At 31.3% G+C, this 25,215-nt stretch carries 20 protein-coding genes; 16 read left to right on the top strand and 4 right to left on the bottom strand.

The window, feature by feature from the left end:
* The first annotated feature begins 98 nt into the window (after positions 1 to 98).
* The 4 genes from HMPREF1983_RS03370 (at position 99) to pta (ending at position 7,061) form a co-directional block, all read left to right on the top strand.
* Entirely contained in the window at positions 99 to 4,442 is a 4,344-nt protein-coding gene (locus HMPREF1983_RS03370) for a PolC-type DNA polymerase III (protein ID WP_021752890.1), read from the top strand.
* A 179-nt stretch (positions 4,443 to 4,621) separates the two neighbouring features.
* Positions 4,622 to 5,890: a UDP-N-acetylglucosamine 1-carboxyvinyltransferase gene (gene murA / locus HMPREF1983_RS03365; RefSeq protein ID WP_021752889.1), complete on the top strand. Its 1,269-nt coding sequence runs from the start codon at positions 4,622 to 4,624 to the stop codon at positions 5,888 to 5,890.
* 9 nt (positions 5,891 to 5,899) lie between these two features.
* Positions 5,900 to 6,067, top strand: a complete 168-nt coding sequence (locus HMPREF1983_RS07700; protein WP_021752888.1) for a DNA-directed RNA polymerase subunit beta — start codon at positions 5,900 to 5,902, stop codon at positions 6,065 to 6,067.
* A 13-nt stretch (positions 6,068 to 6,080) separates the two neighbouring features.
* Positions 6,081 to 7,061: a phosphate acetyltransferase gene (gene pta / locus HMPREF1983_RS03360; protein WP_021752887.1), complete on the top strand. Its 981-nt coding sequence runs from the start codon at positions 6,081 to 6,083 to the stop codon at positions 7,059 to 7,061.
* Between the two features lie 36 nt (positions 7,062 to 7,097).
* On the opposite strand, the gene HMPREF1983_RS03355 is transcribed toward pta, so the two are convergent.
* The 3 genes from HMPREF1983_RS03355 to HMPREF1983_RS03345 are packed head-to-tail and all read right to left on the bottom strand — an operon-like array spanning position 7,098 to position 9,549.
* Entirely contained in the window at positions 7,098 to 7,733 is a 636-nt protein-coding gene (locus HMPREF1983_RS03355; RefSeq protein ID WP_040460905.1) for a TetR family transcriptional regulator, read from the bottom strand.
* Positions 7,734 to 7,751: 18 nt separating this feature from the next.
* Positions 7,752 to 8,828 (bottom strand): ABC transporter permease, encoded by a 1,077-nt coding sequence (locus HMPREF1983_RS03350; RefSeq protein WP_021752885.1) that lies wholly within the window; start codon positions 8,826 to 8,828, stop codon positions 7,752 to 7,754.
* Complete coding sequence (locus tag HMPREF1983_RS03345) at positions 8,806 to 9,549, bottom strand: ABC transporter ATP-binding protein (protein ID WP_021752884.1); 744 nt, start codon at positions 9,547 to 9,549, stop codon at positions 8,806 to 8,808. The genes HMPREF1983_RS03350 and HMPREF1983_RS03345 overlap by 23 nt, the downstream gene beginning before the upstream one ends.
* Before the next feature lie 234 nt (positions 9,550 to 9,783).
* On the opposite strand from HMPREF1983_RS03345, the gene HMPREF1983_RS03340 reads away from it, so the two are divergent.
* The 12 genes from HMPREF1983_RS03340 to HMPREF1983_RS03285 all read left to right on the top strand — a co-directional run bounded on the left by HMPREF1983_RS03340 (position 9,784) and on the right by HMPREF1983_RS03285 (position 21,975).
* Positions 9,784 to 10,443 (top strand): O-methyltransferase, encoded by a 660-nt coding sequence (locus HMPREF1983_RS03340; protein ID WP_040460903.1) that lies wholly within the window; start codon positions 9,784 to 9,786, stop codon positions 10,441 to 10,443.
* Positions 10,444 to 10,463: 20 nt separating this feature from the next.
* Positions 10,464 to 11,390 carry a peptidase U32 family protein gene (locus HMPREF1983_RS03335; protein WP_021752882.1) on the top strand — a complete coding sequence of 309 codons (927 nt, stop codon included), beginning with the start codon at positions 10,464 to 10,466 and terminating at the stop codon, positions 11,388 to 11,390.
* 225 nt (positions 11,391 to 11,615) lie between these two features.
* Positions 11,616 to 12,887, top strand: coding sequence for a peptidase U32 family protein (locus tag HMPREF1983_RS03330; RefSeq protein ID WP_021752881.1), 1,272 nt, complete (start codon positions 11,616 to 11,618; stop codon positions 12,885 to 12,887).
* Complete coding sequence (gene udk, locus HMPREF1983_RS03325) at positions 12,887 to 13,513, top strand: uridine kinase (protein WP_021752880.1); 627 nt, start codon at positions 12,887 to 12,889, stop codon at positions 13,511 to 13,513. Before HMPREF1983_RS03330 ends, udk begins: the two co-directional genes overlap by 1 nt.
* Before the next feature lie 49 nt (positions 13,514 to 13,562).
* Positions 13,563 to 14,051, top strand: coding sequence for a transcription elongation factor GreA (gene greA / locus HMPREF1983_RS03320; RefSeq protein WP_021752879.1), 489 nt, complete (start codon positions 13,563 to 13,565; stop codon positions 14,049 to 14,051).
* Between the two features lie 8 nt (positions 14,052 to 14,059).
* Positions 14,060 to 14,743, top strand: coding sequence for a 5'-methylthioadenosine/S-adenosylhomocysteine nucleosidase (gene mtnN, locus HMPREF1983_RS03315; protein WP_021752878.1), 684 nt, complete (start codon positions 14,060 to 14,062; stop codon positions 14,741 to 14,743).
* 219 nt (positions 14,744 to 14,962) lie between these two features.
* On the top strand, positions 14,963 to 15,931 hold the full coding sequence (locus tag HMPREF1983_RS03310) for a lysylphosphatidylglycerol synthase domain-containing protein (RefSeq protein ID WP_021752877.1): 969 nt from the start codon (positions 14,963 to 14,965) through the stop codon (positions 15,929 to 15,931).
* Positions 15,928 to 16,524: a glycerol-3-phosphate acyltransferase gene (locus HMPREF1983_RS03305; RefSeq protein ID WP_021752876.1), complete on the top strand. Its 597-nt coding sequence runs from the start codon at positions 15,928 to 15,930 to the stop codon at positions 16,522 to 16,524. Before HMPREF1983_RS03310 ends, HMPREF1983_RS03305 begins: the two co-directional genes overlap by 4 nt.
* A 160-nt stretch (positions 16,525 to 16,684) precedes the next feature.
* Positions 16,685 to 18,124 (top strand): PTS mannitol transporter subunit IIBC, encoded by a 1,440-nt coding sequence (locus tag HMPREF1983_RS03300; RefSeq protein ID WP_021752875.1) that lies wholly within the window; start codon positions 16,685 to 16,687, stop codon positions 18,122 to 18,124.
* Positions 18,125 to 18,299: 175 nt separating this feature from the next.
* Positions 18,300 to 20,297: a BglG family transcription antiterminator gene (locus HMPREF1983_RS03295; protein ID WP_021752874.1), complete on the top strand. Its 1,998-nt coding sequence runs from the start codon at positions 18,300 to 18,302 to the stop codon at positions 20,295 to 20,297.
* A 13-nt stretch (positions 20,298 to 20,310) separates the two neighbouring features.
* Positions 20,311 to 20,754: a PTS mannitol transporter subunit IIA gene (locus HMPREF1983_RS03290; RefSeq protein WP_040460898.1), complete on the top strand. Its 444-nt coding sequence runs from the start codon at positions 20,311 to 20,313 to the stop codon at positions 20,752 to 20,754.
* A 72-nt stretch (positions 20,755 to 20,826) separates the two neighbouring features.
* Positions 20,827 to 21,975 carry a mannitol-1-phosphate 5-dehydrogenase gene (locus tag HMPREF1983_RS03285; RefSeq protein WP_021752872.1) on the top strand — a complete coding sequence of 383 codons (1,149 nt, stop codon included), beginning with the start codon at positions 20,827 to 20,829 and terminating at the stop codon, positions 21,973 to 21,975.
* Positions 21,976 to 22,064: 89 nt separating this feature from the next.
* Here the strand turns inward: HMPREF1983_RS03285 and HMPREF1983_RS03280 are convergent, their stop codons facing one another.
* On the bottom strand, positions 22,065 to 24,971 hold the full coding sequence (locus HMPREF1983_RS03280) for a YhgE/Pip domain-containing protein (protein ID WP_021752871.1): 2,907 nt from the start codon (positions 24,969 to 24,971) through the stop codon (positions 22,065 to 22,067).
* Positions 24,972 to 25,215: the final 244 nt, after the last annotated feature.

Genomic DNA, 25,215 nt, shown 5'->3' with positions numbered 1-25,215 from the left:
TTACTAAAATATTTGTAAAATAATATATAATTAATTCTACATTGTTACAATAATACATAACCATTTTATATATTAAGTTACTTAAAAAAGGAGACACAATGAGCAATAAACATTTTTCTCTATTAATAGATACTCTTGAACTGGCTGAAGAATTAACCGATTCAAATTTTGAGAATTTTTCGCTGGATAATATAGAAAAAGATAATAACAATAAAGTATGGACTTTTAACTTTAGTGGTAATACATTGCCGGATGTTGCTCACTGGACACTGTTTATTCAAAAATTACGAGATAGTTTTCTAGGAGACTATCTCGTAAATTATCGTTTAAGCATAAACGAAAGAGTAACAGATAAAAAAGTTATAGAATACTGGAAATATGTCATATTAGAAAATTTTGGCGAAGTATCCGGTGTTTTGATAGAAAGTATTTTATTCAGTGAAGTAAAGGTTCAAGATAAAAACTTATTAATAAAAATAATGGCACCGTCAATTTGGAAAAACTTTGTTAGTGAAAGAAAAAATGCTATCTTAGACAGTTATAAAAAATTAGGGATAATTATTAATGATATTGTACCTGAATTTGCTAAAACAAATGTTCGTGATATAGCCGAACAACAAGAAGAAAAAATTTCCAAAGAAATGGAAAAATTAGAACAGATAGAACAAAAAGAAACTGAGAAAAAAACGAAAGATCAACCGAAAAAAAATCGCAGTTTTAATGCGGGGACAAAATACGGAAAAGAAATTCGTGATGCGGAAATAGTAGATATAAAGGACGTTATCGGTTATTCCGGCGATGTAACAATAATGGCTCAAGTATTCGGAACAGAGCAGATTGTTCATAGAAACGGCTCAAGTCAATATAGATTGAAACTTACAGATTATAGTGATTCTATTATATTGCGATTATTCGGTAACAACCCTAACTTTAAATTTCAAAATAATCGTCGTAATCAACTAATTGAATTGATACAAGGTATTAAAAAAGGTCAATGGATAAAAATATTTGGTACTGTCAGTAATGATCCATATTTAAGAGATACGATAATTGAACCGAAAGCTATAGAAGTGGCTGTTAAAGAAGAAAAAAAAGATAACTACAACGGGCGAAAACGAATTGAACTTAATACTCATACAAAAATGTCACAACTGGAGGGTATTTCTTCAGCGGAAGATTATTTGATGAGGGCAACTTCTTGGGGGCATGAGGCAATCGCATTTACTGATACTTACGGTGTGCAGGCATATCCGGAAATTTGTTTAAAATCAAAAGAAAAAGATATTAAAACAATATACGGACTTAATGCGTTTATTATGGACGATAGTCTTACAGCGACAATAAATCCAAAAGAACTTAGATTAAAAGATGCAACATATGTTGTGTTTGATGTTGAAACAACAGGATTATCGGCGGAAAGAGATAGATTGATAGAAATAGCTGCCGTTAAAGTAAAAAACGGAGCTCAAATTGATACATTTGAAAGTTATATTAATCCGAAACGACCAATATCAGAATTAATTACACGTTTAACGAGCATTACTGATGAGGATGTAAAAGATGCTCCGTTTGAAAAAGAGGTAATGACAAACTTTTATAACTGGCTTGATAAAGATGATATACTTGTTGCCCATAATGCAAAATTCGATTTAGGATTTTTGGATAAAAGTTTTGAGCGACTAGGCTTAAAGAATAATAATCATGCAAGTATTGATACACTATTTATTTCACGTGCCGAAAATAAAGAAGCGAAACGCCACGGATTAAGTAATCTTGCAAAGCTATATAAGGTAAAATTAGTTCAACATCATAGAGCTATTTATGATACAAGAGTAACGGCGGATATTTTTATAAAAATGCTTGATCAACTTTATGCACTGGGAATAGAATATCATAATCAAATTGATAACATGATAGATTTAAAATTAGCACACAAACGTTCAAGGTCATTTCCTTGTTCAATACTTGTGAAAAATGCTCAAGGATTAAAAGATTTATTTAGACTGGTGTCGTATAGTTGTACGGATTATTTATCATCCGGGAAACCGACTATCCCCCGCAGTTTGTTGAGTAAATATCGAAAACATTTACTTATAGGAAACGGAAATTCTGATAATGAAGTATTTGAAGAACTACTTAATGCTAAGGAAGATAAGGTTGAGCAAATTATTGATTTTTATGATTATATAGAAGTACAACCCAAACATCATTATGAAAGTTTTATAAGAAGCGAGCGTATTGATGATGAGGCGGAGCTGGAAGAGATTTTAAAACACTTAATCAGTCTGGCTAAGAAAAAAGAAAAATTAGTTGTCGCTACCGGAGATTGTTATTATTTAGATGATTATCAACACGTTTATCGCCAAATTTTACGACTAACTGTAAAAAATAATCCGGGGGCTAGGGATATTAAGCCGTTGGCTACATTTTTAACAACAGAAGAGATGCTTAAAGAATTTTCATTTTTAGACGAAAAATTAAGACAAGAAATAGTTATTGATAACACACATGTTATTTCCGATATGATAGAAAAAGTAGTTCCGTTGAAAGATAAATTGTATACACCGAATATTGAAGGTGCGGCGGATGAGGTAAGAAACTTAAGTTATAGTATGGCACATAAAATTTATGGGGAAAATTTACCGGAAATCGTAGAAAAACGCCTTGAAAAAGAACTTGCATCAATTATTGGGAATGGTTTTTCAGTAGTTTATTTAATTTCGCATAAACTGGTAAAAAAATCACTTGATGACGGTTATTTGGTAGGTTCAAGGGGGTCTGTAGGTTCGTCACTTGTTGCTACGATGATGGAAATTACCGAGGTAAATCCACTATCACCGCATTATGTTTGCCCTAAATGTAAGCATAGTGAGTTTTTTGTTAATGCTGAATATGCTTCAGGTTTTGATATGCCGAATAAAAATTGTCCGCATTGCAATGAGAAAATGAAAAAAGACGGTCAGGATATTCCATTTGAAACTTTTTTAGGTTTTAATGGTGATAAAGTTCCCGATATTGATTTAAACTTTTCGGGAGAATACCAAGCGACAGCGCATAATTTTACAAAAGAGATTTTTGGAGAAGATTATGTTTATCGTGCGGGAACGATTTCAACCGTTGCTGAAAAAACGGCATATTCATTTACACGTGATTATTACGAGAAGCATGAGATTGATAAACGCAGTATTGATATAGAACGTATTGCCGCAGGCTGCGAAGGTGTAAAAAGAACGACCGGACAGCATCCGGGAGGAATTTTGGTTGTGCCTAATGATATGGATATTTTTGATTTTACACCATATCAGTATCCGGCAGATGATGAAACGAGTACGTGGAGAACGACACACTTTGACTTCCACTCAATTCACGATAATATTTTAAAATTTGATATACTAGGGCATGATGATCCGACTATGATAAGAAAGCTTCAAGATTTATCAGGAATAGACCCAAAAACTATTGATGTATCAGATTCGGATGTTATGGGGATTTTCTCAACAGTTGAGGCACTTGGTGTAACACGTGAACAGGTTGATTCTGCGAGTGGAACATTTGGAATACCGGAATTTGGAACAAACTTTGTTATTCAAATGCTTGACGATACAAAACCGACTACATATTCAGAACTTGTACAAATTTCTGGTTTGTCACATGGAACGGATGTTTGGCTCGGTAATGCTCAAGAATTAATACGTAACGGTAAATGTAAACTGAAAGATGTTATCGGGTGTCGTGATGATATTATGGTTTATTTAATTCATGCAGGACTTGAAGAAGGATTATCATTTAAAATAATGGAAAGCGTTCGTAAAGGCAAAGGACTTACAGAAGAGTTTGAACAAGCCATGAAAGAAAATGATGTACCGAATTGGTATATAGATTCATGTAAAAAAATAAAGTATATGTTTCCTAAAGCACATGCTTGTGCTTATGTACTTATGGCACTTCGTATAGCTTGGTTTAAAGTTCATCAACCGTTGATTTATTACTGTGCGTACTATTCGGTAAGAGCAAGTGATTTTGATATTATTACGGTTGTAAAAGGAGAACAGTCACTTAAAGAAAAAATAAAAGAAATTAAAGAAAAAGATAAGAATGAAGTAACGACAAAAGATAAAGATGCACTGGTGAGTTACGAAATAGCAAATGAAATGTTACAACGTGGTTTTACATTCTCAAAAGTTGATTTGGAAAAATCATTAAGTCATGACTATATTATCGAAGATAATAAGCTAATACCGCCGTTTTCTATTGTGCCGGGATTAGGAGATAATGTGGCAAATAAGATAGTTCAAGCGCGTAAAGAAAAACCGTTTTTGTCGATAGAAGATTTATCAAAACGTGGAAGTGTATCAACAACGATAATAGAATATTTAAGAGAAATGGGAACGCTAAAAGGTTTACCGGAAAGAGCACAATTATCATTTTTTGATGAGTTGTAGAAAATGACTAACCCCAAAAGCTAAAAAATAAGGAATATAATTTTAGAACATATTACTTATAATAATGTTTAAAATAGAAAATTTTCATCATTAGAAAAAAAATTCAAACTTTATTTATTTTAAGATTTGTGGTAGTATAGTAACTGTACAAATGTGAATACAGATTTGGAGGAATACACTTGGAAAAAATAGTTGTTAAAGGTGGGGTGCCTTTAATAGGAGAAGTACAGATTTCAGGTGCAAAGAATGCGGCACTTCCGATACTTGCGGCAGGACTGCTTGCAACTGAAGGTACGAGTAAATTTTACAATGTTCCTAAATTATCAGATATAAAGACAATAAGTAAATTATTTGAATCATTAGGAGTAAAAGTAGATTATAAACCGGAAGAAAATACGTTAGAAATAGATGCGAGGAAACCATTGTTAACAGAAGCATCGTTTGAATTTGTAAGTAAAATGCGTGCATCATTTCTTGTACTGGGACCGATGTTGGCACGTGAGAAAAAAGCGAAGGTAGCAATGCCCGGAGGATGTTCGATCGGTAGTAGACCTATAGATCAGCATTTAAAAGGATTTGAGATATTGGGTGCAAAAATTATTCAAGATGCAGGTTTTGTTGAGGCAAGAGCGGAAAAAGAATTAGAAGGTGCAACAATATTTTTCGATTTTCCCAGCGTCGGGGCGACCCAAAATGTCATTATGGCAAGTTGTTTGGCAAAAGGTAAAACTACGATTGTTAATGCGGCACAAGAGCCTGAAATAGAAGATATGATTAACTTTTTAACGAAAATGGGGGCTAAAATTTCTGGTAAAGGTACTTCTGTCCTTGAAATTGAAGGTGTTGATAAATTGACAGGTGCTGAGCATACTATTATGGCAGACCGTGTAGAAGCGGCAACATACATGATTGCGGCGGCTGTTACCAAAGGCGATGTTTTTGTAAAAGGGGCGTTATATAAAGATAATATAGCACTTGTTAGTAAAATGCGTGAAATGGGCATATCAATCGAAGTATTGCAAGACGGAATGCGTGTCAGTAACCATCTTGATATATTAAAACCGATAGATGTAAAAACATTACCGCATCCCGGATTTTTAACGGATATGCAGTCAATAGTCAGTGTATTAACATTATTGGGTGAGGGTGTCAGTACCATTACGGAAACGGTATTTGAAAATCGTTTTATGCATGTTGAAGAATTGCGAAGAATGAATGCGAAAATTAGAATTGAAGGACGTAGTGCTTTAATAGAAGGTCCGGCACGTTTAGAAGGGACAACGGTAAGAGCGACGGATCTTCGTGCAGGAGCAGCACTTATTATTGCAGGACTGATTGCCAAGGGAACAACTAAAATTATTGATATTTACCATATAGACAGAGGGTATGTTGATATTGAGAAAAAAATGCGTAAACTTGGTGCACATGTTGAAAGAATTGAAGAGTAGGAACTGCCTATGAAAATAGACAATACTATCCTACGTTATTTACGCAATATAGCCTTGATATTGCTTGTGTTTTATATTGGAACAATTATAGGTTATGTTGTTTTTGGAAAAGGCAGCTTAATGGATGCCGTCAGTTTAAAGTCAATAAAACATATTAAAGATATTATATACAATTAGGAGGAGTAAGAAGATGACAAGTAATTTATTTGTGGAGCTTCAAGAAAAATTAGAAGGGAAAAAAGTTAGAATCGTATTACCGGAAGCATATGACGAACGTATTTTAGAAGCGGCTGTTAAGCTGAGTTCAACAAGTTATGTACAACCGGTATTAATCGGTAAGCGTGAAGAAGTGGAGAAATTAGCACAGCCGTTATTCTTAAACGTATCAGGTATTGAGTTTATTGACCATGAAAACTACGAAAAATATGACGAAATGTTAGCTAAATTCGTAGAACGCCGTGCCGGCAAAGTAACTGAAGAAAAAGCACGTGAATTGTTAAAAGATGTGAACTATTTCGGTACAATGTTGGTTTATATGGGAGAAGTGGCAGGATTGGTATCAGGAGCAATCCATTCAACCGGAGATACTGTACGTCCGGCATTGCAAATTATAAAAACTAAACCTGGTGTAAGCAGAACCAGCGGAGCATTTATTATGTCACGAAACGCATCACGTTTTATCTTTGCCGATTGTGCGATTAATACAAGTTTAGATGCACAAGCATTAGCAGAAATTGCAGTAGAAAGTGCAAAAACAGCTAAAAGTTTTAATATCAATCCTAAAGTTGCGATGTTAAGTTTTTCAACTATGGGATCAGCTGTTACAGAGGAAACTAAAAAAGTAGCAGAGGCTACCAAATTGGTAAGAGAAAAAGCACCAACATTACCAGTTGGCGGGGAACTGCAATTTGATGCTGCATTTGTACCACCTGTTGCAAAACTGAAAGCACCTAATTCAGAAATTCAGGGGGATGCAACAGTATTTATCTTCCCAAGTTTAGAAGCGGGAAATATCGGGTACAAAATTGCTCAACGACTAGGAGGTTTTGAAGCGGTAGGACCAATTTTACAAGGACTTAACGCACCGGTAAATGACTTATCACGTGGTTGCTCAAGTGATGATGTATTAAAATTATCGCTAATTACAGCGATTCAAGCAATTTCAGAATAGTAAAATTAAACAACTAAGAAATTGATTAGCAATTTCTTAGTTGTTTTTTATTAACGACTGATATATTTGTTTTTCTATTAATAATAAATCTTCTTCTTCATTTTCACTTTCGATGTAAAAAATAAAACATTGTGAAAAATATGCGAAAAGCGGACCCATAATTATGCGGAATACTTGAGTAATACTTAAGTTGTTGTTAAAGTGTTTATCGCTCTTTGAAAGAATCAGGTACAACTTTTTTAATTTAGGATTAATAGGGCCGTTTTTAATCATATTTTTTAGATTACTGTTAAACTCTTTATTAATAATAAATTCTTGGAAAAAGATACGTACTAATTTTTGGTTTTTTTTCATAAATTCAAAACGATTAAACACTAGGAGATGAATCATATCTTCAAGATTTTTTTCCTGATTTATGCCGGCGACAAAAGAAGCAAGGATAGGTGGGAATCCGGCAGATATAATACTATTTAGTAAATCATCTTTTGTTTTAAAATATTTGAATAAAGTAGCTTGACTCATACCTGCTGTTTCAGCTATCTTAGCGGTAGAAGTACCGTGAAATCCTTTTTTTGAAAAAAGATCGATTGCAGCAAGGATGATTTTCTTTTTTCCAGCAGGCATATTTGCTTCGGATAAGTATTCTGTATAAGACATTAAGATATTTGACATTAGAGCTCCTAACTGATTTTAAACTTTTCTATAACGACGTAAGCCTATTATATTTAAAATTGTTAATACAACTAGAAAAATAATAAGCATTACAATATTTTGACTTATTTTTCCAAGACTATAACCATGTAAAATAATATTACTTAGTGCTTCACCTGCGTAAGTAAGTGGTAGAAATTTTCCTAAGTTAACCGCCCAAACGCCCATATTTTTTAGTGGAATAATACCGGATAAAAAGAGTTGTGGTATTATTACCAAAGGAATAAACTGCATCATTTGAAATTCTGATTTAGCAAGAGCTGACAGTAATAACCCAAATGATAAGGCGATTAAGGCTAAGATTACATTAACTATTATAACATAAAACAGCTTTCCTACAAGTTCGATTTTTAATAATTTTACTGCAGAAATGACAATAACTGTTGTTTGAATAATAGCTAAAATTCCATATGAGAGCATATAGCCAAAAACTATTTCAAAATGACGAACCGGAGTTGCTAATAATCTTTCCAAAGTACCACTTGTTCTTTCTTTTAGTAATCCCATTCCGGAAATTAGAAAAACAAAGAAAAAGACGATAAAACCAACTATAATCGGTATCATTTTGGTGAAAAAATTAGTATCTTTATTTCCATATTTAAAATTTTCATTAATAGTTGACTTATATTGAAGTATGTTTATTTGTGGTGGAAGTTTTTTTATAATTTCTGTTGTGTTAGTTTTTACCAGTGAACTGATTAATACTTGTCTTGTGAAAGATGTTTTGATTGCATCGGTATTTTCATAAGTTACGGTATAACCTGTATCATTATTATAAGTAATAATAGCATCAACTGTGTTATTATTTAATAAATCGTTACCTTCTTCATTGGAATTAACATCAGTAATAGTTACGTTATCAATAGTTTTTAATGTTTCTGTAACAGAAGTAGGAACATTGTAAGTAGCCAGATTAACTGATACTTTATCACTGCTGGAAAACATCAGATTCATCAACCAGAGAACAAAGATAGGAGCTACAAACATCATAGCCAATGTTCTTTTGTCACGAAACAATTCTTTTAAAATACGGTTAGTTATTGCCAGAATACGCATAATTACCCCCCTTTTCAATGTTTAAAAATACCTCTTCAATATTGGTAGAGTTAAATTGTTTTTTAAGTTTCTCCGGAGTATCGCAAGCTGCTATTTTACCGTCATGTATGAGTGCAACCTTGTCACATAGCTCAGCTTCATCCATAACATGTGTTGTTACAAGAATACCGGTACCATTATTTTTACGTTCAATAAGTTCATTCCAAATAGATTTTTTTAATAATGGATCAATACCCACGGTCGGTTCATCTAAAACTAAAAGTTTTGGAGAACCGAGCAGTGCAATAGCTAATGATAAACGACGCTTCATGCCGCCGGAATATGTTGAGACATTTTTCTTTAAGTGTGCCGTTAAATCAACGACAGCGGATACTTTTTTTATATCTTTAGAAAGTTCCTTTTTAGTCAATCCCTTTAAACTACCGAAAAATTTTAAGTTTTCATAACCGGTTAATAATTCATATAAGGCGTTTGATTGTGCCATATAGCCAATACATCCTAAAATTAACCTATTCGGCATTTTACTGTTAAGTATTAAAGCAGTTCCGCCGTCCGCTTTTTCCATACCTAACATTGTTTTAATAAGGGTGGATTTTCCGGAACCCGATGGACCTAATAAACTTATAATCTCATTATTAAACAAGGTAAATTGTACATTATTTAAAATAACTACATTATCAAATTTCTTTTGTAAATTTTCTAAGTGAATTAATTTTTCCATAAAAGTTTCCTCCTTAATTAAGTTGAGTATCCGCTTACTCTTACAATTTTATTATAGTGAGTAAACACTCACTTGTCAAGGAAAATTATAAATAAATATTTAATAAGAATTTGTTTTACATATTTTTGAGAATATATGGTGTCTACAATTATGAGCTGTTCAATAATCAAACAAATTGCATTTATTAATGTATTTATGGTATTATAATATGATGTATAAATTATGGAGGAAGATATGGTTGCTATAGAATCAAAAGATGATTTATATATAATTAATTTATTAGAAGATTTTGATGAATTTTATCAAATGTTAGAACGATATGCAAAAGAAAATCATGTACCGATTATTGATAAAATAGGCATTCGCTTTCTATTACAATTATTAAAAATTAAACAAGCGAAAAATGTTTTGGAAATAGGAACAGCAATAGGGTATACAGCTCTTAAATTAGCGGAAACTATCGGTTGTAAAGTAACAACACTGGAACGTGACGACAAAATGTATGAAATTGCTACAAATAATGTCAGGGAACGTGGCCTTAGCGAAAAAATAACTTTAATACATGGTGATGCGTTGAAGTTACATAGTAAGGTAATAGCTAATGCACCATACGACATTGTATTTATTGATGGAGCTAAAAGTCAAAACCGTAAATTTTTTGAACTGTATGAACCATATTTTACGGATGATGTTGTAGTAATAACGGATAATGTTCTATTCAAAGGTATGGTAGCAAATTCAGATATTATTGAACATGGTAAAAATTTAAAACAACTATTAAAAAAAATTAATAATTATAATGAATGGTTATTAAAACATGAACAATATGATAGTGTGATACTACCTATTGGGGACGGTATTACAATAACGACGAAAAAGAATAAAAAACTATAATTTTTAGAAAGGGCAGTACGATGACGGTAGAGTTAGTAGTAACACCTAAGAGTATAGAACATATTTATGAACTAATTAACGTTGGAGCTGACGGTTTTGTCATAGGTGAAGAAAAATATGGTTTGCGTTTGGCAGGAGAGTTTAAGCGAGCCGAATTAAAAAAAGCGATTGAGATTATTCATCAAGCCGGGAAAAAAGCATATGTTAGCGTCAATGCTATTTTTCATAATAAGCATTTAGATGATTTGGTAGATTATCTACGTTATTTAGCAACACTGGATATAGATGCTTTGATTTTTGGTGAACCGACCATAATAACAATATTACGTGATGAAAATCTTAATTTCAAGCTACAATGGGATCCACACACTTTAGCTACAAATTCATTTTCATGTAACTATTGGGGTAAACGTGGAGCATATCGTACCTGTTTATCAAAAGAATTAACTATTGATGAAATTTTGGAAATAACAAAAGATAGCGAGTATGAAATTGAAGTTCAAGTACAAGGAATGTTGTGTATGTTTCAATCTGTCCGAAAATTAGTTGATAATTATTTTATGTATAGTAAAAAAGAACAGTACATTGAAGAATATGGCAATTCTAAAAAGTTATTTTTATATAGTCAGGATAGAAATGAGCGTTATCCAATTTTTGAAGATTCAAACGGGACGCATATTATGAGTGCCAAAGATATTTGTGCTATTGAAGAGTTGGATAGATTGATTGAAGCGGGGGTCAATGCTTTTAAAATTGAAGGCGTTCTAAAAGAAGAAGAGTATATTACAGAAGTTACAACAATTTATCGAGATGCAATTGATTTATATTATGAAGATAAAGAAGCATATGAAGATGAAAAACAAGATTTTTATAACGACATTGAACGAATAAAACCAAAATATAGAGAAGTTGATTTAGGATTTTTCTATAAAAAAACAATGTATTAGGAGCATATTTAAAAATATTTTATAACGGTAAAGAGTATTAAAAGTTCAAATTTTCAATAAAGTTTATGATATTAAATATTTGAGCAGGAGAAATTTTAAATTCCAACTGAAAACTAAATTTAATATAGTAATGTTGCAATGTTCACACCGAAGTAAAATATTGTTATAAAATGGTAGAGAAGATATAAAAGGAGGAAGGATCATACTTGAATGTGATCTAACTATATGGCAATAAAAAATATATCAGAAATACAAAATGGGAAACGAGTAATTGTGAAGAAGCCTGAATTGCTTCTTCCTGCCGGGAATTTAGAAAAATTAAAAATAGCTATTCACTATGGCGCAGATGCTGTGTTTTTAGGTGGTCAGGAGTTCGGGCTGCGTAGCAATGCGGATAATTTTACGATAGATGAGATCCGTGAGGGGTGTGAGTTTGCTGCAAAATATGGAGCGGATATTTACGTAACGGCAAATATTATTATGCATAACGAGAATTTTGCGGGGTTGGATGAATACTTAATAGCCTTGCAAAATGCCGGTGTGCGTGGTATTATTGTAGCAGATCCGTATATTATAGAAAGATGTAAAGTGGTAGCACCGGAAGTTGAAATACATATTAGTACCCAACAATCAATCTCAAATTACAAAGAAGTACAATATTGGGAAAGTGAGGGGGTACATCGTGTAGTATTGGCACGTGAAACAGGATATGAAGAAATTAAAGAAATTCGTGAAAAAACAAATGTAGAAATCGAAATGTTTGTCCATGGTGCGATGTGCATTGCATACTCAGGGCGTTGTACATTAAGTAATTATATGACAGCTAGGGACAGTAACCGTGGTGGTTGTTGTCAATCATGTCGTTGGAATTATGATTTATATGAAGAAAGTGATACGGATGATATAAAATTATTTGATACCGGAGCAAATCCTTATGCTATGAGTCCCAAAGATTTAACACTAATTGAGGTAGTACCTAAAATTATTGAACTCGGTATTGATTCGTTAAAAGTAGAAGGTAGAATGAAATCTATTCATTACGTCGCAACAGTAGCAAGTGTTTACCGAAAATTAATTGATGATTATTGTTCAGATCCGGATAATTTTGTAATGAGTTCAGAATATAAAAAAGAACTGTACAAATGTGCCAATCGTGATACTGCTATGTCGTTTTTTTATGAAATACCGCAATATACAGAACAAATGTTTGGAAATGAGGGTAGTAAAAAAACTAACTATGATTTTGTAGGGCAAGTATTACATTATGATGATGCTACAGGTATAGCAACTATTCAACAACGTAACTTTTTTAAAACGGGGCAAGAAGTTGAATTTTTCGGACCTGAGATTAATACTTTTAGGCAAGTAATCGGAGAAATTTACGATGAGGACGGAGAGTTGCTTGATGCAGCACGTCATCCTTTACAAATTATCAGAACTAAATTGGATAGTAGAGTATTTAAAAGTAATATGATGAGAAAGGAAATGGGACGCTAATGAGTGCAAAACGACCTAAAATTATCGGAATTGTCGGCGGAAGCGGTAGTGGTAAAACTACTGTAACCAAAAGAATAATAGAAGAATTAACGATAGATAAAGTAGCGTTAATTGAGCAAGATTATTACTATAAAGATCAAAGCCATATGACAATGGATGAACGTGTTAAAACAAACTATGATCATCCGAGTGCTTTTGATAATGAACTGTTATACAATCAGTTGTTAGAATTAATCAACGGTGAAGCTGTAGAACTGCCGGTATACGATTACGTTAATCATACACGCAGTACAGATAAAAAATATCAAGAACCGAGAGATGTCATTATTATCGAAGGGATGTTCGGTTTATATTCGGAAAAATTACGAGAATTAATGGATATAAAAATTTTTGTTGATACACCGAGTGATTTACGTATTTTACGACGCCTTCTTCGTGATATTAACGAACGTGGAAGAACTGTTGAGTCGGTAATTAATCAATATTTATTATCGGTACGTCCTATGCACGAAAAATATATTAAACCAACCAAACAATATGCAGATATTATTATTCCTGATGGAGGATATAACGATATTGCGATTGATATTTTAATTACAAAAATTAAATCACTACTAGCAAAATAATAAAAAAAAAGATATAATAAGTAAGAAGACTTAACAAAGGAGCATAAGTATGGCATTAGAAGAAAAATTAGAATATCAAATGACCCAAGAGGGGTATGATAGACTTGTTGAAGAATTAGAACATTATAAAAAAGTAAAACGTCCGGAAGTAATTGAAAAAATTAAAGTGGCTCGTAGTTTCGGTGACCTTTCTGAAAACTCGGAATATGATGCTGCAAAAGATGAGCAAGGGTTTATTGAACAAAAAATTCTTGAAATGGAGCAAATGATTCGTTATGCGGTTATTGTCGAATTAGATGAGAAAACGAGTGCTATCCGTTTAGGAAATACAGTAACATATCAAGAACTACCGAATGGTTTAACAGAAACATATAAAATTGTCGGTAGTGCCGAAGCAAATCCTTTTGAATTTAAAATTTCAAACGAAAGTCCGGTTGCACAAGCATTATTAGGAAAAGAGGTAGGAGACATAGCTAAAGTTTCGTTACCTACCGGACCCGAAGATTCAATGGATATAAAAATCCTTGCCGTTGAATAGGTAGACGTATGATAGCTTTAATCGGAGCAATGCCTGAAGAAGTGGCAATTATTAGAAAAAAAATTAAAAATCTTAAAGAAAATAAGATAGCTCATGTCAATTTCTATGAAGGGCAGTATGAAAACAAGGATATTGTACTTATGCTAAGTTTACCCGGTAAAGTTAATGCAGCAATAGCGACAACGCTTTTACTTGACAATTATGATATTGATTATGTTATTAATATCGGAACGTGTGGTGCATTGCAAGGTGATATGGAAATAGGTGACATGATAGTAGCGACGGAGGTAAGGCATTTTGATGTTGATGCAACGGAATTCGGTTATGAGATAGGTCAGGTACCGCAAATGCCGGCAAAATACGAAAGCGATAAATATTTACAACAGTTAGCCGGTGAGATTGTGCTGCCAAATCATAAAATTCATTTCGGTTTGGTGGGAACATCAGATTCGTTTATTTCCAATAAAAAAATAAAGGAAAATATTTTAAAAAATTTTCCGACTATGCAGGTAGTAGAAATGGAAGCTGCGGCAATAGCACAAACTTGTTATCAATTTAATACTAAATTTATAGTTTGCCGTAGTGTAAGCGATAAGGCAGAAGAAGGTAATAGAGTAACTTTTGACGAGTTTTTAAAAATTGCGGCACTTAATTCATCAATATTAACAACAGAACTTATAAAGAAATTATAGTAACTAATTAAGTAATAAAAATATTTATTATCATTCCGATAGTGAATATTTTTATTTTATCTTATTTTTATAATTAATAAAGAAATTAAGTTTATTATTTGTTTCAGATAAATAAATTATATAAGATTTTTCTTTAATCTTTTAATAATTTGAATTGAAAAAAAGGCGATAAAATGGTATATTATAAATTAGGAAAAATATTTATTTAAGGAAAATAATATGCACAATATAAAAAGTAAGAAATCCTTTAATTATTTAAAAGGTATTATTCAGATAATTTTGGGATTAGCGATATTTTATTTAATTTTTTCCTACTTTAAAAAAGAAATCACAAGTTTAAATTTTCGACAAATAAGAGAGTTAACTTTACAATTAGGTTATGGAAAGTTCTTTTTTATTTTGTTGTGTGGTTTGTTTGGAATAACTATTTTATGTCTTTATGATTATTTTGTTTTAAAAGCGATAAATATAACAAAACATATGTCATCATTTCGAATCTTTAAAATAAGTTTTATGACAAATACACTAAACATGGTATTAGGTTTTGGCGGATTTATCGGTGCAGGGCTAAGGTATTATATGTATAAACCTTATACAAAAAGTGGGAAGACTTTAGTGACGGCAATAGGAATGATTTTAATTTCGATGTTATCAGGAATTAGTCTATTATCTATTTTTGTTATTTGTGATGTTTTTCCGGGAGAGGCACTTTATAAAGAAAAAACGATATTTTACTATTGTTTGATATTAATGTCCTTTTTCTTACCGTTATATTTGTTTTTCAGTTTAAAAAAACCGAAAATAAAAGGCGACAGATATTTAAGTGTAAAACTTACTATTATTTCTTTTTTTGAGTGGGTTTTTGCGGCGATTATTATATTAATTATCCTCTATTTCTATACAGGAAAGTCAGTATATAATAAGGAGCTTCAAATAGTCGGGGTCATTATTATAGCATCTATAATAGGACTTTTAACGATGATCCCGGGAGGATTAGGCACTTTTGACACATTAGTTTTAATCGGTTTAAAAAATCTTGGCATTAATCCTGAAGTAATCGGTGCAACGATAATAATATACAGACTTTCTTATTATGTAGTTCCGTTTTCAATAGGTTGTTTGATGCTTGCGTCAGAAGGATTAAGAACGATAAAAGAAAAGTTCAGAAAGAGAGGAGAAAAATTATGATTATAAATATTGTTTATTTTGTTCTAGCTTATTTTTTAGGGAATATAATGGGCGGAAAATTATTAGAAATTATTTATAGAGAAGAGTTTACCAATAAGGGTTCCGGAAATGTCGGAGCAAGGAATGCCGGAAGAGTTTTAGGACCTAAATCATTTGTTTTTGTACTCGCCGTTGATTTTTTTAAAGGTTTTTTAGTAGTTATTTTATTAAAAATATTTAATATAAATGCCACTATTATTTATATCTGTATTATTTTGGTGATTGTCGGACATATTAAACCTGTTGTTTTTAAATTTAAGGGAGGAAAAGGTGTTGCAACGTTTTTTGGATGTATGTCTGCATTATCGCTGCACATGTTTTTGGTGTTAATACTTTGCACTTTAGTTATAGCAATTATTGTAAAGAGTTTAACTTTAGGATTTTATGCCAGTCTTACATTGGGAACTTGCATAAATTATTTAGAAAATCCATCATTTATAATTTTAGGATTATATATATTATTAGTAATTATTCTTTGTATTACGGCACTAGGTGATATAGAAGAAGCATTTGAAAAATATTTTAGCGTTAAGAAGAATAAATCGGTTCGTTAGTGAGCTGATTTATTTTTTATGTTTAATAGTCATTTTTGTCGAAATTTTTCAATTTGGCAAAATCTCCTTTGCCTTTTTTGATATTGTTCAATCTAATATTTGTTTGTATAATGAGAGTATAAATATTAATAATAATTTTTAAAAAGGAGAATTTATACTTATGAACGAAAATAAAAATGGGCTTAAAGTCTTAGTTCAAAAAATTGGTACGGCATTATCAAGTATGGTTATGCCGAATATAGGTGCATTTATCGCCTGGGGACTTATTACCGCATTTTTTATAGAAACGGGATGGACGCCAAATGCTGAACTTGCAAAATTAGTAAATCCTATGGTATTTTTCTTACTACCGCTTCTTATTGCTTATTCAGCCGGAAAAAATGTTTATGAAGAACGTGGTGGTGTAATTGCCGCTATTGCAACAATGGGTGTAATTGTCGGTACGGTTACTATTAATGAGAAAGGTTTAAGTGGAACACCGATGTTTTTGGGTGCCATGGTAATGGGACCTATTGCAGCAGTTCTAATGAAAAAATTTGATAAAGTTGTTCAACCAAAAATTAAAACAGGTCTTGAAATGTTGGTTAATAATTTTTCATTGGGTATTTTAGGTTTTATTCTTTCTATTATTGGATATTTTGGTATAGGACCGATTGTTAAAGCTGTTACCTCTGTATTAAGCAGTGGTGTTGACATAATTATCAATGCTCATTTATTACCACTTGCAAATCTATTTATTGAACCGGCAAAAGTTTTGTTCTTAAATAACGCAATTAATCATGGTATTTTAACTCCTATTGCGACCGAACAGGCACTAAATACGGGGAAATCGGTGCTTTACTTATTGGAAACTAATCCGGGTGTCGGGTTAGGTATTTTACTTGCTTATATGTTTTTCGGTAAAGGTACTGCTAAAGCATCAGCACCGGGGGCAGCAATAATCCACTTTATCGGTGGTATTCATGAAATTTATTTTCCATATATCTTAATGAAACCGTCATTAATTATAGCGGCTATGGCTGGTGGTATAAGTGGAACAGCTACTTTCCAATTTTTAGGTGCAGGTCTTCGTGCTCCTGCTTCTCCGGGCAGTATTTTGGCGGTATTGGGACAAACCGCAAGTGGAAGTTACTTTGCAGTAATTTCCGGTGCAGTAGTATCTACATTAGTGACATTTATAATAGCTGCTATTATCCTTAAACGTGACAAAAGAGAGGGGGACCTAGCTGCAGCACAAAGTCAAGTAAGTAGTATGAAAGCAGAATCAAAAGGTATGAAGATGGAGAATTCTTCACAAGAAGTAAATGAAGTTTCATATTCTGATGTTAAAAAAATAATCTTTGCTTGTGATGCGGGAATGGGCAGTTCAGCAATGGGGGCTTCAATTTTACGCAATAAAGTAAAAAAAGCCGGCTTAGATTATGAAGTAACAAATGTAGCTATTAGAAATTTGACACAAGAGGACGGGTTACTAATTGTAACACAAAATGAATTAACACCTCGTGCAAAAGAAATGAATGCAAAAGCATTACATATTTCGGTAGATAACTTTTTGAGCAGTCCAAAATATGATGAAATCTTAGAAAATTTGAAAAAATAGATAAAAGTTAATATAATTTAGTTGATAATATAAATATAATTGATTCAAAGAAAGAACGTTTAGCATAAATTAAAAAATAAAATTTACGTAACAAAAGAGTTAATTCTATACCGTGGGTATTTAAGGCTTCTTTTTGAATGATTAATAAGTATTACAGGAAGAAGCCTTACATAATATGGAGGCCAAAATGTTTAATGAAAGAGAAAAAATATTACTGCAGGTTTTGTTAAAAACAGGTGAAGCATTAAGTATAAAAGAACTTTCAAAATCAACTAAAATAAAAGAAAGAACATTATATAGAGAAATAAAAAATTTAGAATTATCGTTAAAGCAATTAGGTCTTATACTTCTTAAAGAAAAGTCAAAATATAGGTTGGTTGGGGATACTTTTGTTTTAGATGCTTCATTATTAAAAAGTGATTTCATAGATCACGCCTATTCAATAGACACAAGATTAAATTTAATTTTATGTTTTTTAATACTTAATGAAGATACCTCAATTAAAGATATTTCGGAAAAACTGCTACTCAGCTATAATACGGTCGCTACTACTATAATTACCGTAGAAAAAATATTGGCAGATTATAAATTATCTCTTGTTAGAAAAAAAGGACAAGGGATAGAGTTGATAGGAAAAGAAAGTGACAGAAGGGTACTTTTAATTTCAATTTTATGTAACGAAATTAATGATGAAGAATTTTTCTCAAAAATAAATAAAAAAGAAAGTTTATCTAATAATCCTTTTATAAAATTTTTAAACTTTGATTTTTTGGCTGAATTATTTAATAATAATAAAGAATTGAAAATATTTAATTTATATACCGATTCAAGCATAAAGAAAATTCTTATAAGTTTAAATGTTATATTTTTGAGAATTTCCTATGTGACAGATTGTGAAGAGAATTTTTCAACTACTGAATACAATTACGTTATTGCTTTGTTAGAAACTGCAAAAAAATATATAGAATATGATATTACGAAAGATATGGAAAAATTTTTAATAAGAATTTTAAAAACCTGTCGTTTAATTGAGCAACTTTCATATTTTAATGATAAATATTCTTATATACTCGTTTATAAAATTAATTTATTAATAAAACACGTTTCTGAAAGAATGAATGTTGATTTTACTCAAGATACCAATCTTTCAAGCGGTTTAATAGCTCATGTAGAATCTGCAATTAAACGCTATCAGATGAAACTTAAGGAAGAAAATGAAGAATTATTGGAGTTTGTTTTAAAAAATTATAATGAATTATATCTTATTATAAAATCGGAGTTATTAACAGTTTTTGATGAAATTAATTTTAGTTCAACGGAGCTCAGTTATATCGTTATTCATTTTGCTTCTTGTTATGAACAAATCTATCGTAAAAATTTTATTCGTGCTTTAGTAATTTGTTCCAGTGGAATAGGGAGTTCTAAAATATTGGGCAGTCAAATTAGAAAAAATATACCGGAAATTAAAAATCTTGAATATATCATCCCCGGCAAATTAGGTGAAACTAACCTGAATAACTATGATGTTATTATCTCAACTATTGAATTAAATAAAGAGATTGATTATCTCCTTATTCCGACGATATTAAAAGAAAAAGATGTTGATACTATTAGAGAGAAAATATTGAATAGTAGAAGTTTTAAAAGAAAAAAACTAATTCCAAGGGAAAAAGTAAATGAAGAAAAATTTTTACTACCGGCGTGTGAAGAGATTTTAAGGAACGTTTACGTCAGTGAACTTTTTACTGCGGATACTGATATAAAAAATATGTTAGTGGATATTTTTAAAAAAGTAAATTTAAAAAGTGGAAATCAGCAAAATATTATAGAGAATCTTATAGGTAGACATGAAAAGAGTTCAGTGGTAATACCAAAAACGAAATTGGCGCTATTTCATACATTGGAAAACAGCTTAACAGAACCATTTGTTATAATTTGTAATTTGAAAAATGAAATAGAGTTAATTAATGTGTCTTTAAATAAGGAAATGGTTAGAACATTTTTTATAATGGTAAGTCCAAACGAAGAGAGATATACAAATTTTCTTGGGCAAATTAGTATCGCTATATTAAATGATGAAGTTTTAATAAAAGCTATTAACAGTAAAAATAGAGAATTTATAATGACAAAATTAGAATTAATATTAAAAGATTACATAATACAAAATGATTAAGGAGAGTTTTAAAATGAATTTAACACATAAAGATATATTATTAGGACAAAAAATCAGTACAAAAGAAGAAGCAATAAAAAAAGCGGGAGAAGTGTTAGTAGCTAATGGTTATGTTGATACCGACTATATTTCGGCAATGTTGGAAAGGGAGAATATAGTTTCTACTTATATGGGTAATTTTATTGCAATTCCTCATGGAACAGATGATGCAAAAAAATCAATAAAAAATACGGGAATTTCTATAATTCAAATACCTGACGGAGTATCATTTTCAAATCCTGATGATACGGAAGATAAGATGGTGTTTATCATCTTTGGAATTGCAGGTAAAGATGGTGAGCATTTAGATTTATTATCAAAAATTGCAATTTTCTGTTCAGAACAAGAAAATGTAATAAAATTAGTAAATGCAACTACAGAAGATGAAATAATAACTCTATTATCAGAAGTGGAATAAAATTAAACTTAACGGGAAATAAAAAATATATTTTTTATGAATATTATAGTAAATTAAAGAAGGTAATAAATAATGAATAATTTACATTTTGGTGCCGGTAACATCGGGCGTGGTTTTATCGGTGAATTATTAAATAAAACAGGCTACCACATAACATTTGTTGATATTAACGAAGAAGTTGTTAATGCACTTAAACAGCGTGATAGCTACACAATAAAGGTATTAGATGAAAACATAGAAGAAGTATTAATTAATAACTTTGATGCTCTTAATATTTCAAATGAAAAAGATACTATCTATAAAAAAATAAACGAAGTAGAATTAATAACGACCTCAATAGGTCCTAATGTGCTACCAATTATTGCAAAAGATATTGCACAAGGTTTAAAAATAAAGGTAGCCCAAAATAATACAAAATTTTTAGATATTATAGCTTGTGAAAACATGATAGAATGTACAGATTTTTTAAAAAATGAAATTTTTAAATACTTAAATAAAGAAGAACAAGAATTTATAAATAATTATGTAGGGTTTCCCAACTCTGCGGTTGATAGGATTGTTCCGGCACAAAAACATGATAACATTCTGTTAGTAGAAGTGGAAAAATTTTGTGAGTGGGTAGTAGAAGAAGGAAAGATAAAGGTTGAAGTTAATAAAAATATTTTAGGAGTTCATTATGTTGATGATTTAAGTCCATTTATAGAAAGAAAACTATTTACGGTAAATACAGGGCATGCGGCTTTAAGCTACATTGCAAACTACCTTGGTATAGAATTGGTATCCGAAGGGGCAAAAGACGAGAGGGTAAGAAGAGAATTTATTGCCGTTTTGGAAGAAACCAGCACCTTGCTCGTTAAAAAATGGAATTTCGATAAGGAAGATATGGCTAATTACCGTAATAAAACTATAAAACGTTTTGAAAATAAACGAATAGTTGATCATGTATCAAGAATATGTCGTACACCGATAAGAAAATTAGGCTTTAATGAACGCTTTATTAAGCCGATAAGAGAAACCGCTGAACTGGGATTAAAAAACACGGCGTTGTTAAAAGTGTGTTCATATATTTTAACTTTTAAATCAAGTACAGACGAACAGGCAGTAAGATTACAAAAAAGCCTAAAAGAGAAAGGAGTAATTGCTACACTCAAAGAGGTCACCGAGTTAACTAATGAGGATATTTTAAATAAAATATCAGAAGGATATAAAGAATTAGTATAGAGATGATAGAATACATTAAGTAAGATAATAAAAATAAATATTCTTTATGTAATAAAAACCCGAAAGAATTTTCTTTCAGGTTTTTGTTGTTAGTTAGCTGCTTGCGTAATACGATTTTTCTTAGTATAGAAAATATAATTTAGAACTAAGAACACAATTCCTAAAATCGTTAATACTAACATTGAATTATTATAAATATTGTTAGTTAGTCCACCAAGAACGGCATGTCTAACTGACATATCTGCGTAGTAAATCGGTGTAAACGGAATTAAACCATTGTATAACGCCGGTAACATTTGAGGTGGGAATAGCGGGGTAGTTAGCACAAATTGTAATGCTACTAGTGAAATATTGATTATATTACCTATTTTACCAAATGTAAATGTAAAGAAATGAGTTATAATCATAAATATTATTGCTGATAATAATAATCCTGAGAAATACATTCCGAAATATTCAACCTTAAAATCAAAGAATAATTTCATAGAAATTACTTCTATTACTACTTCTAATAGGGAGAATATAACCATAATTGACAGTTTACTGATAAACCAAGTTGGTGTGGAAATACCGGCTTCTTTTTGATATATTGGATATAATATATTGAATATTACAGCTCCTATAAGTAGTCCGAATACTAAGAAAAATGGTGCTAAGGCATTACCGTAGCTGGTTTCGTTGGATATATCACCGATGTTGGTTTTAATCGGATTTGCCAACATTTCTGAATTTTTATCTCCGGTATGAGCTGTGTTTAACTGAGTAGCTCCATTTTCTAAACCTGTTGTTAATCTATCAGATCCTTCTTTAGCTTTTTGCATACCGTTCAAAAGTTCAGGAGTTTTAGCTTTCATATCGCTAATACCTTTGTGTAACCTTTGTCCACCGTCATCAAGTCTTTGAATACCGTTTAAAAGTTCAGGGGTTTTAGCTTTCATATCACTAATACCTTTGTGTAACCTTTGCCCGCCGTCATCAAGTTTTTGAATACCGTTCAAAAGTTCAGGAGTTTTAGCTTTCATATCACTAATGCCTTTGTATAACCTTTGCCCACCGTCATCAAGTTTTTGGATACCGATAGAAAGCTCAGGAATTTTAGATTTTAATTTTTTAAGTCCACTATTCAAATCGGCAGAACCTTTTTGCAGGGCTAGAGTATTATCTGCCAATCTTTTTACCCCTTGAGCCATTTCGCCGGTTGTTAAGCTGGTAGCTGTCTCATCAACTCCATTTTTATATCTTTCAAAACCGCTTGTAAGTTGAGGACTTTTAGAAATAAGTTCTTTAATTCCATTCGCCAACTTACCGCTTGTTAGACTGGTAACAGTTTCATCGACTCCGGTTTTATATTTGTTAAAACCGTTAGTTAATCTAGGAGTTTTTTGATTCATAATAGAAAGTCCCTCTTTTACTTTAGAACTTCCTACAGCCAACGGATTAACACCTGCTTTAATGTTGGAATAACCATCAACCAAAGATAGCAACTGAGTTTTTATATTACCGACATCTACTTTATCTATTTCCTTACCAAGTTTTCCGAGCCTTTCTAATGATTTATGAAGATCTTGGTAACTTTTCATAATTTGAGTAAGTTCGGCTTTAATATCATCGTTGTTATTTATTGTTGTATTAGTAGTTGTTGAAATTTGAGAATTACTTACATCACTTTTAGCGGCATTTAAAATAGCTGTTTTTTGTTCTTCGGTTAAAGAAGTGGAATTTAACTGCTGTTTTAAAGATGAAAATGATACATCGGCAGATTTAACGGTTGTAGTTGTTGCATTATTTTTTAAATTTGTTTTATCAATAAGTTTTTCAAGTTTAGTAATTTCGTTCCCAAGTTTTTCAAATTTTGATGATATAGAGCTGTTTAGTTGTCTTGAACTTATTTTTAAATATTGTAACTTCTCGGTTAAAGAAGAAAGTTTAGCTTTATTATCAGCAAGCTCCTTATCCGACGGGAGTTTTCTATTAAGTAAATCAAGACCGTTAGCAATTTGGTCAGCTCCATTGGATAATTTGGGAACACCGTCAGCTAATGTATTAATTCCATTTGCCAGTTCAATTCCGCCGGTAAGAAGTTTTGTTAAATCTTCTTGCTTAGCATTTAATCCGTCGCTGATTTGTCTAATACCTCCGGTATAACGAGAAATGCCATCAGCTAGAGAATTTCCTCCATTAATCAAGGCGTTTAGGTTGTCTTTTTTAGAAAATAATTTTTCATTTAAAGTAAGAATACCATTAGTATATTGAAGTAAGCCGGAATGAAGTTTATTATCTCCGTTAAATAATAAATCAATTCCGTTAGCAAGCTCATCTTTTTTACCGTTAAGGGTACTAAGTCCGCCTGCAAGTTGCCCTGAACCGTCATGAAGTTGGTCAACCCCGTTACCCAAACGTTTACCACCGTCATTAAGTTTTGATAAACCGTCATTAAGTTGTCCTGAACCGTTTGCTGCCTTACTAAGTGAAACTCCAATGTCGGAAAGTTTGTTATACAGTGTAGAACTATATGTTTTTACAACTTGATCTTTTACTGTATTCGTAAGATTACTTGCAACAGTTTCCATGATTTTTTCCCCATTTTTACTTTTTGTAAAATTGGTTTTAAAATCAATATTCATCTTTTCCGGATTTTCATTTGATAAGGTAGTTGCATTTTTAGAGAAGTTTTCCGGTATGGTAACTATCATATAGTAGTCACCTTCTCGAAGTTCTTTTTCAGCAGTATCCTTATCAACGAACTGCCAGTTTATTTTCTTATTTTCTTTAAGTTTGTCTACCATAGATTGTCCAATTTCAAGTCGTTTACCATTAAAATCAATGGGTTTATCCGTATTGACAACAGCAACCTTTAGATTACTCGTATTATCATAAGGAGTCCATACAGATTTTAAAAATGTTCCTGCATATAAAATTGGAACGAGTGCTACTAACGATAGAGAAACAAGAAGTTTTTTACTTTTAAGTAAATGTTTGAATTCTTTTTCTATCATAGAACCTCCTAACAAGCTTAGTTATAAGCTACATATTAATTTTAATTGAGAAAAACTAATTGAAACAAAAATTTTTAAATTATATTAGTTAATCTCGTAATGAATATTTTAAACCCATTTACACTAAATGTCAAAATATTTTTTAGTTATAGTGAAAAAATTAATTTTAATATAATATATAAAAAAACATAATAAAGATAGAGAAAGTAACTAATATTATTTTTATTGTTTCTGAAAAAACTGT

It is taken from the genome of Gemella bergeri ATCC 700627 (genome assembly GCF_000469465.1).
Classification (GTDB): Bacteria; Bacillota; Bacilli; order Staphylococcales; family Gemellaceae; genus Gemella; species Gemella bergeri.
The sequence above is the reverse complement of the archived record's forward strand: the minus strand, read 5'-3'. Positions and strand labels throughout refer to the sequence as shown.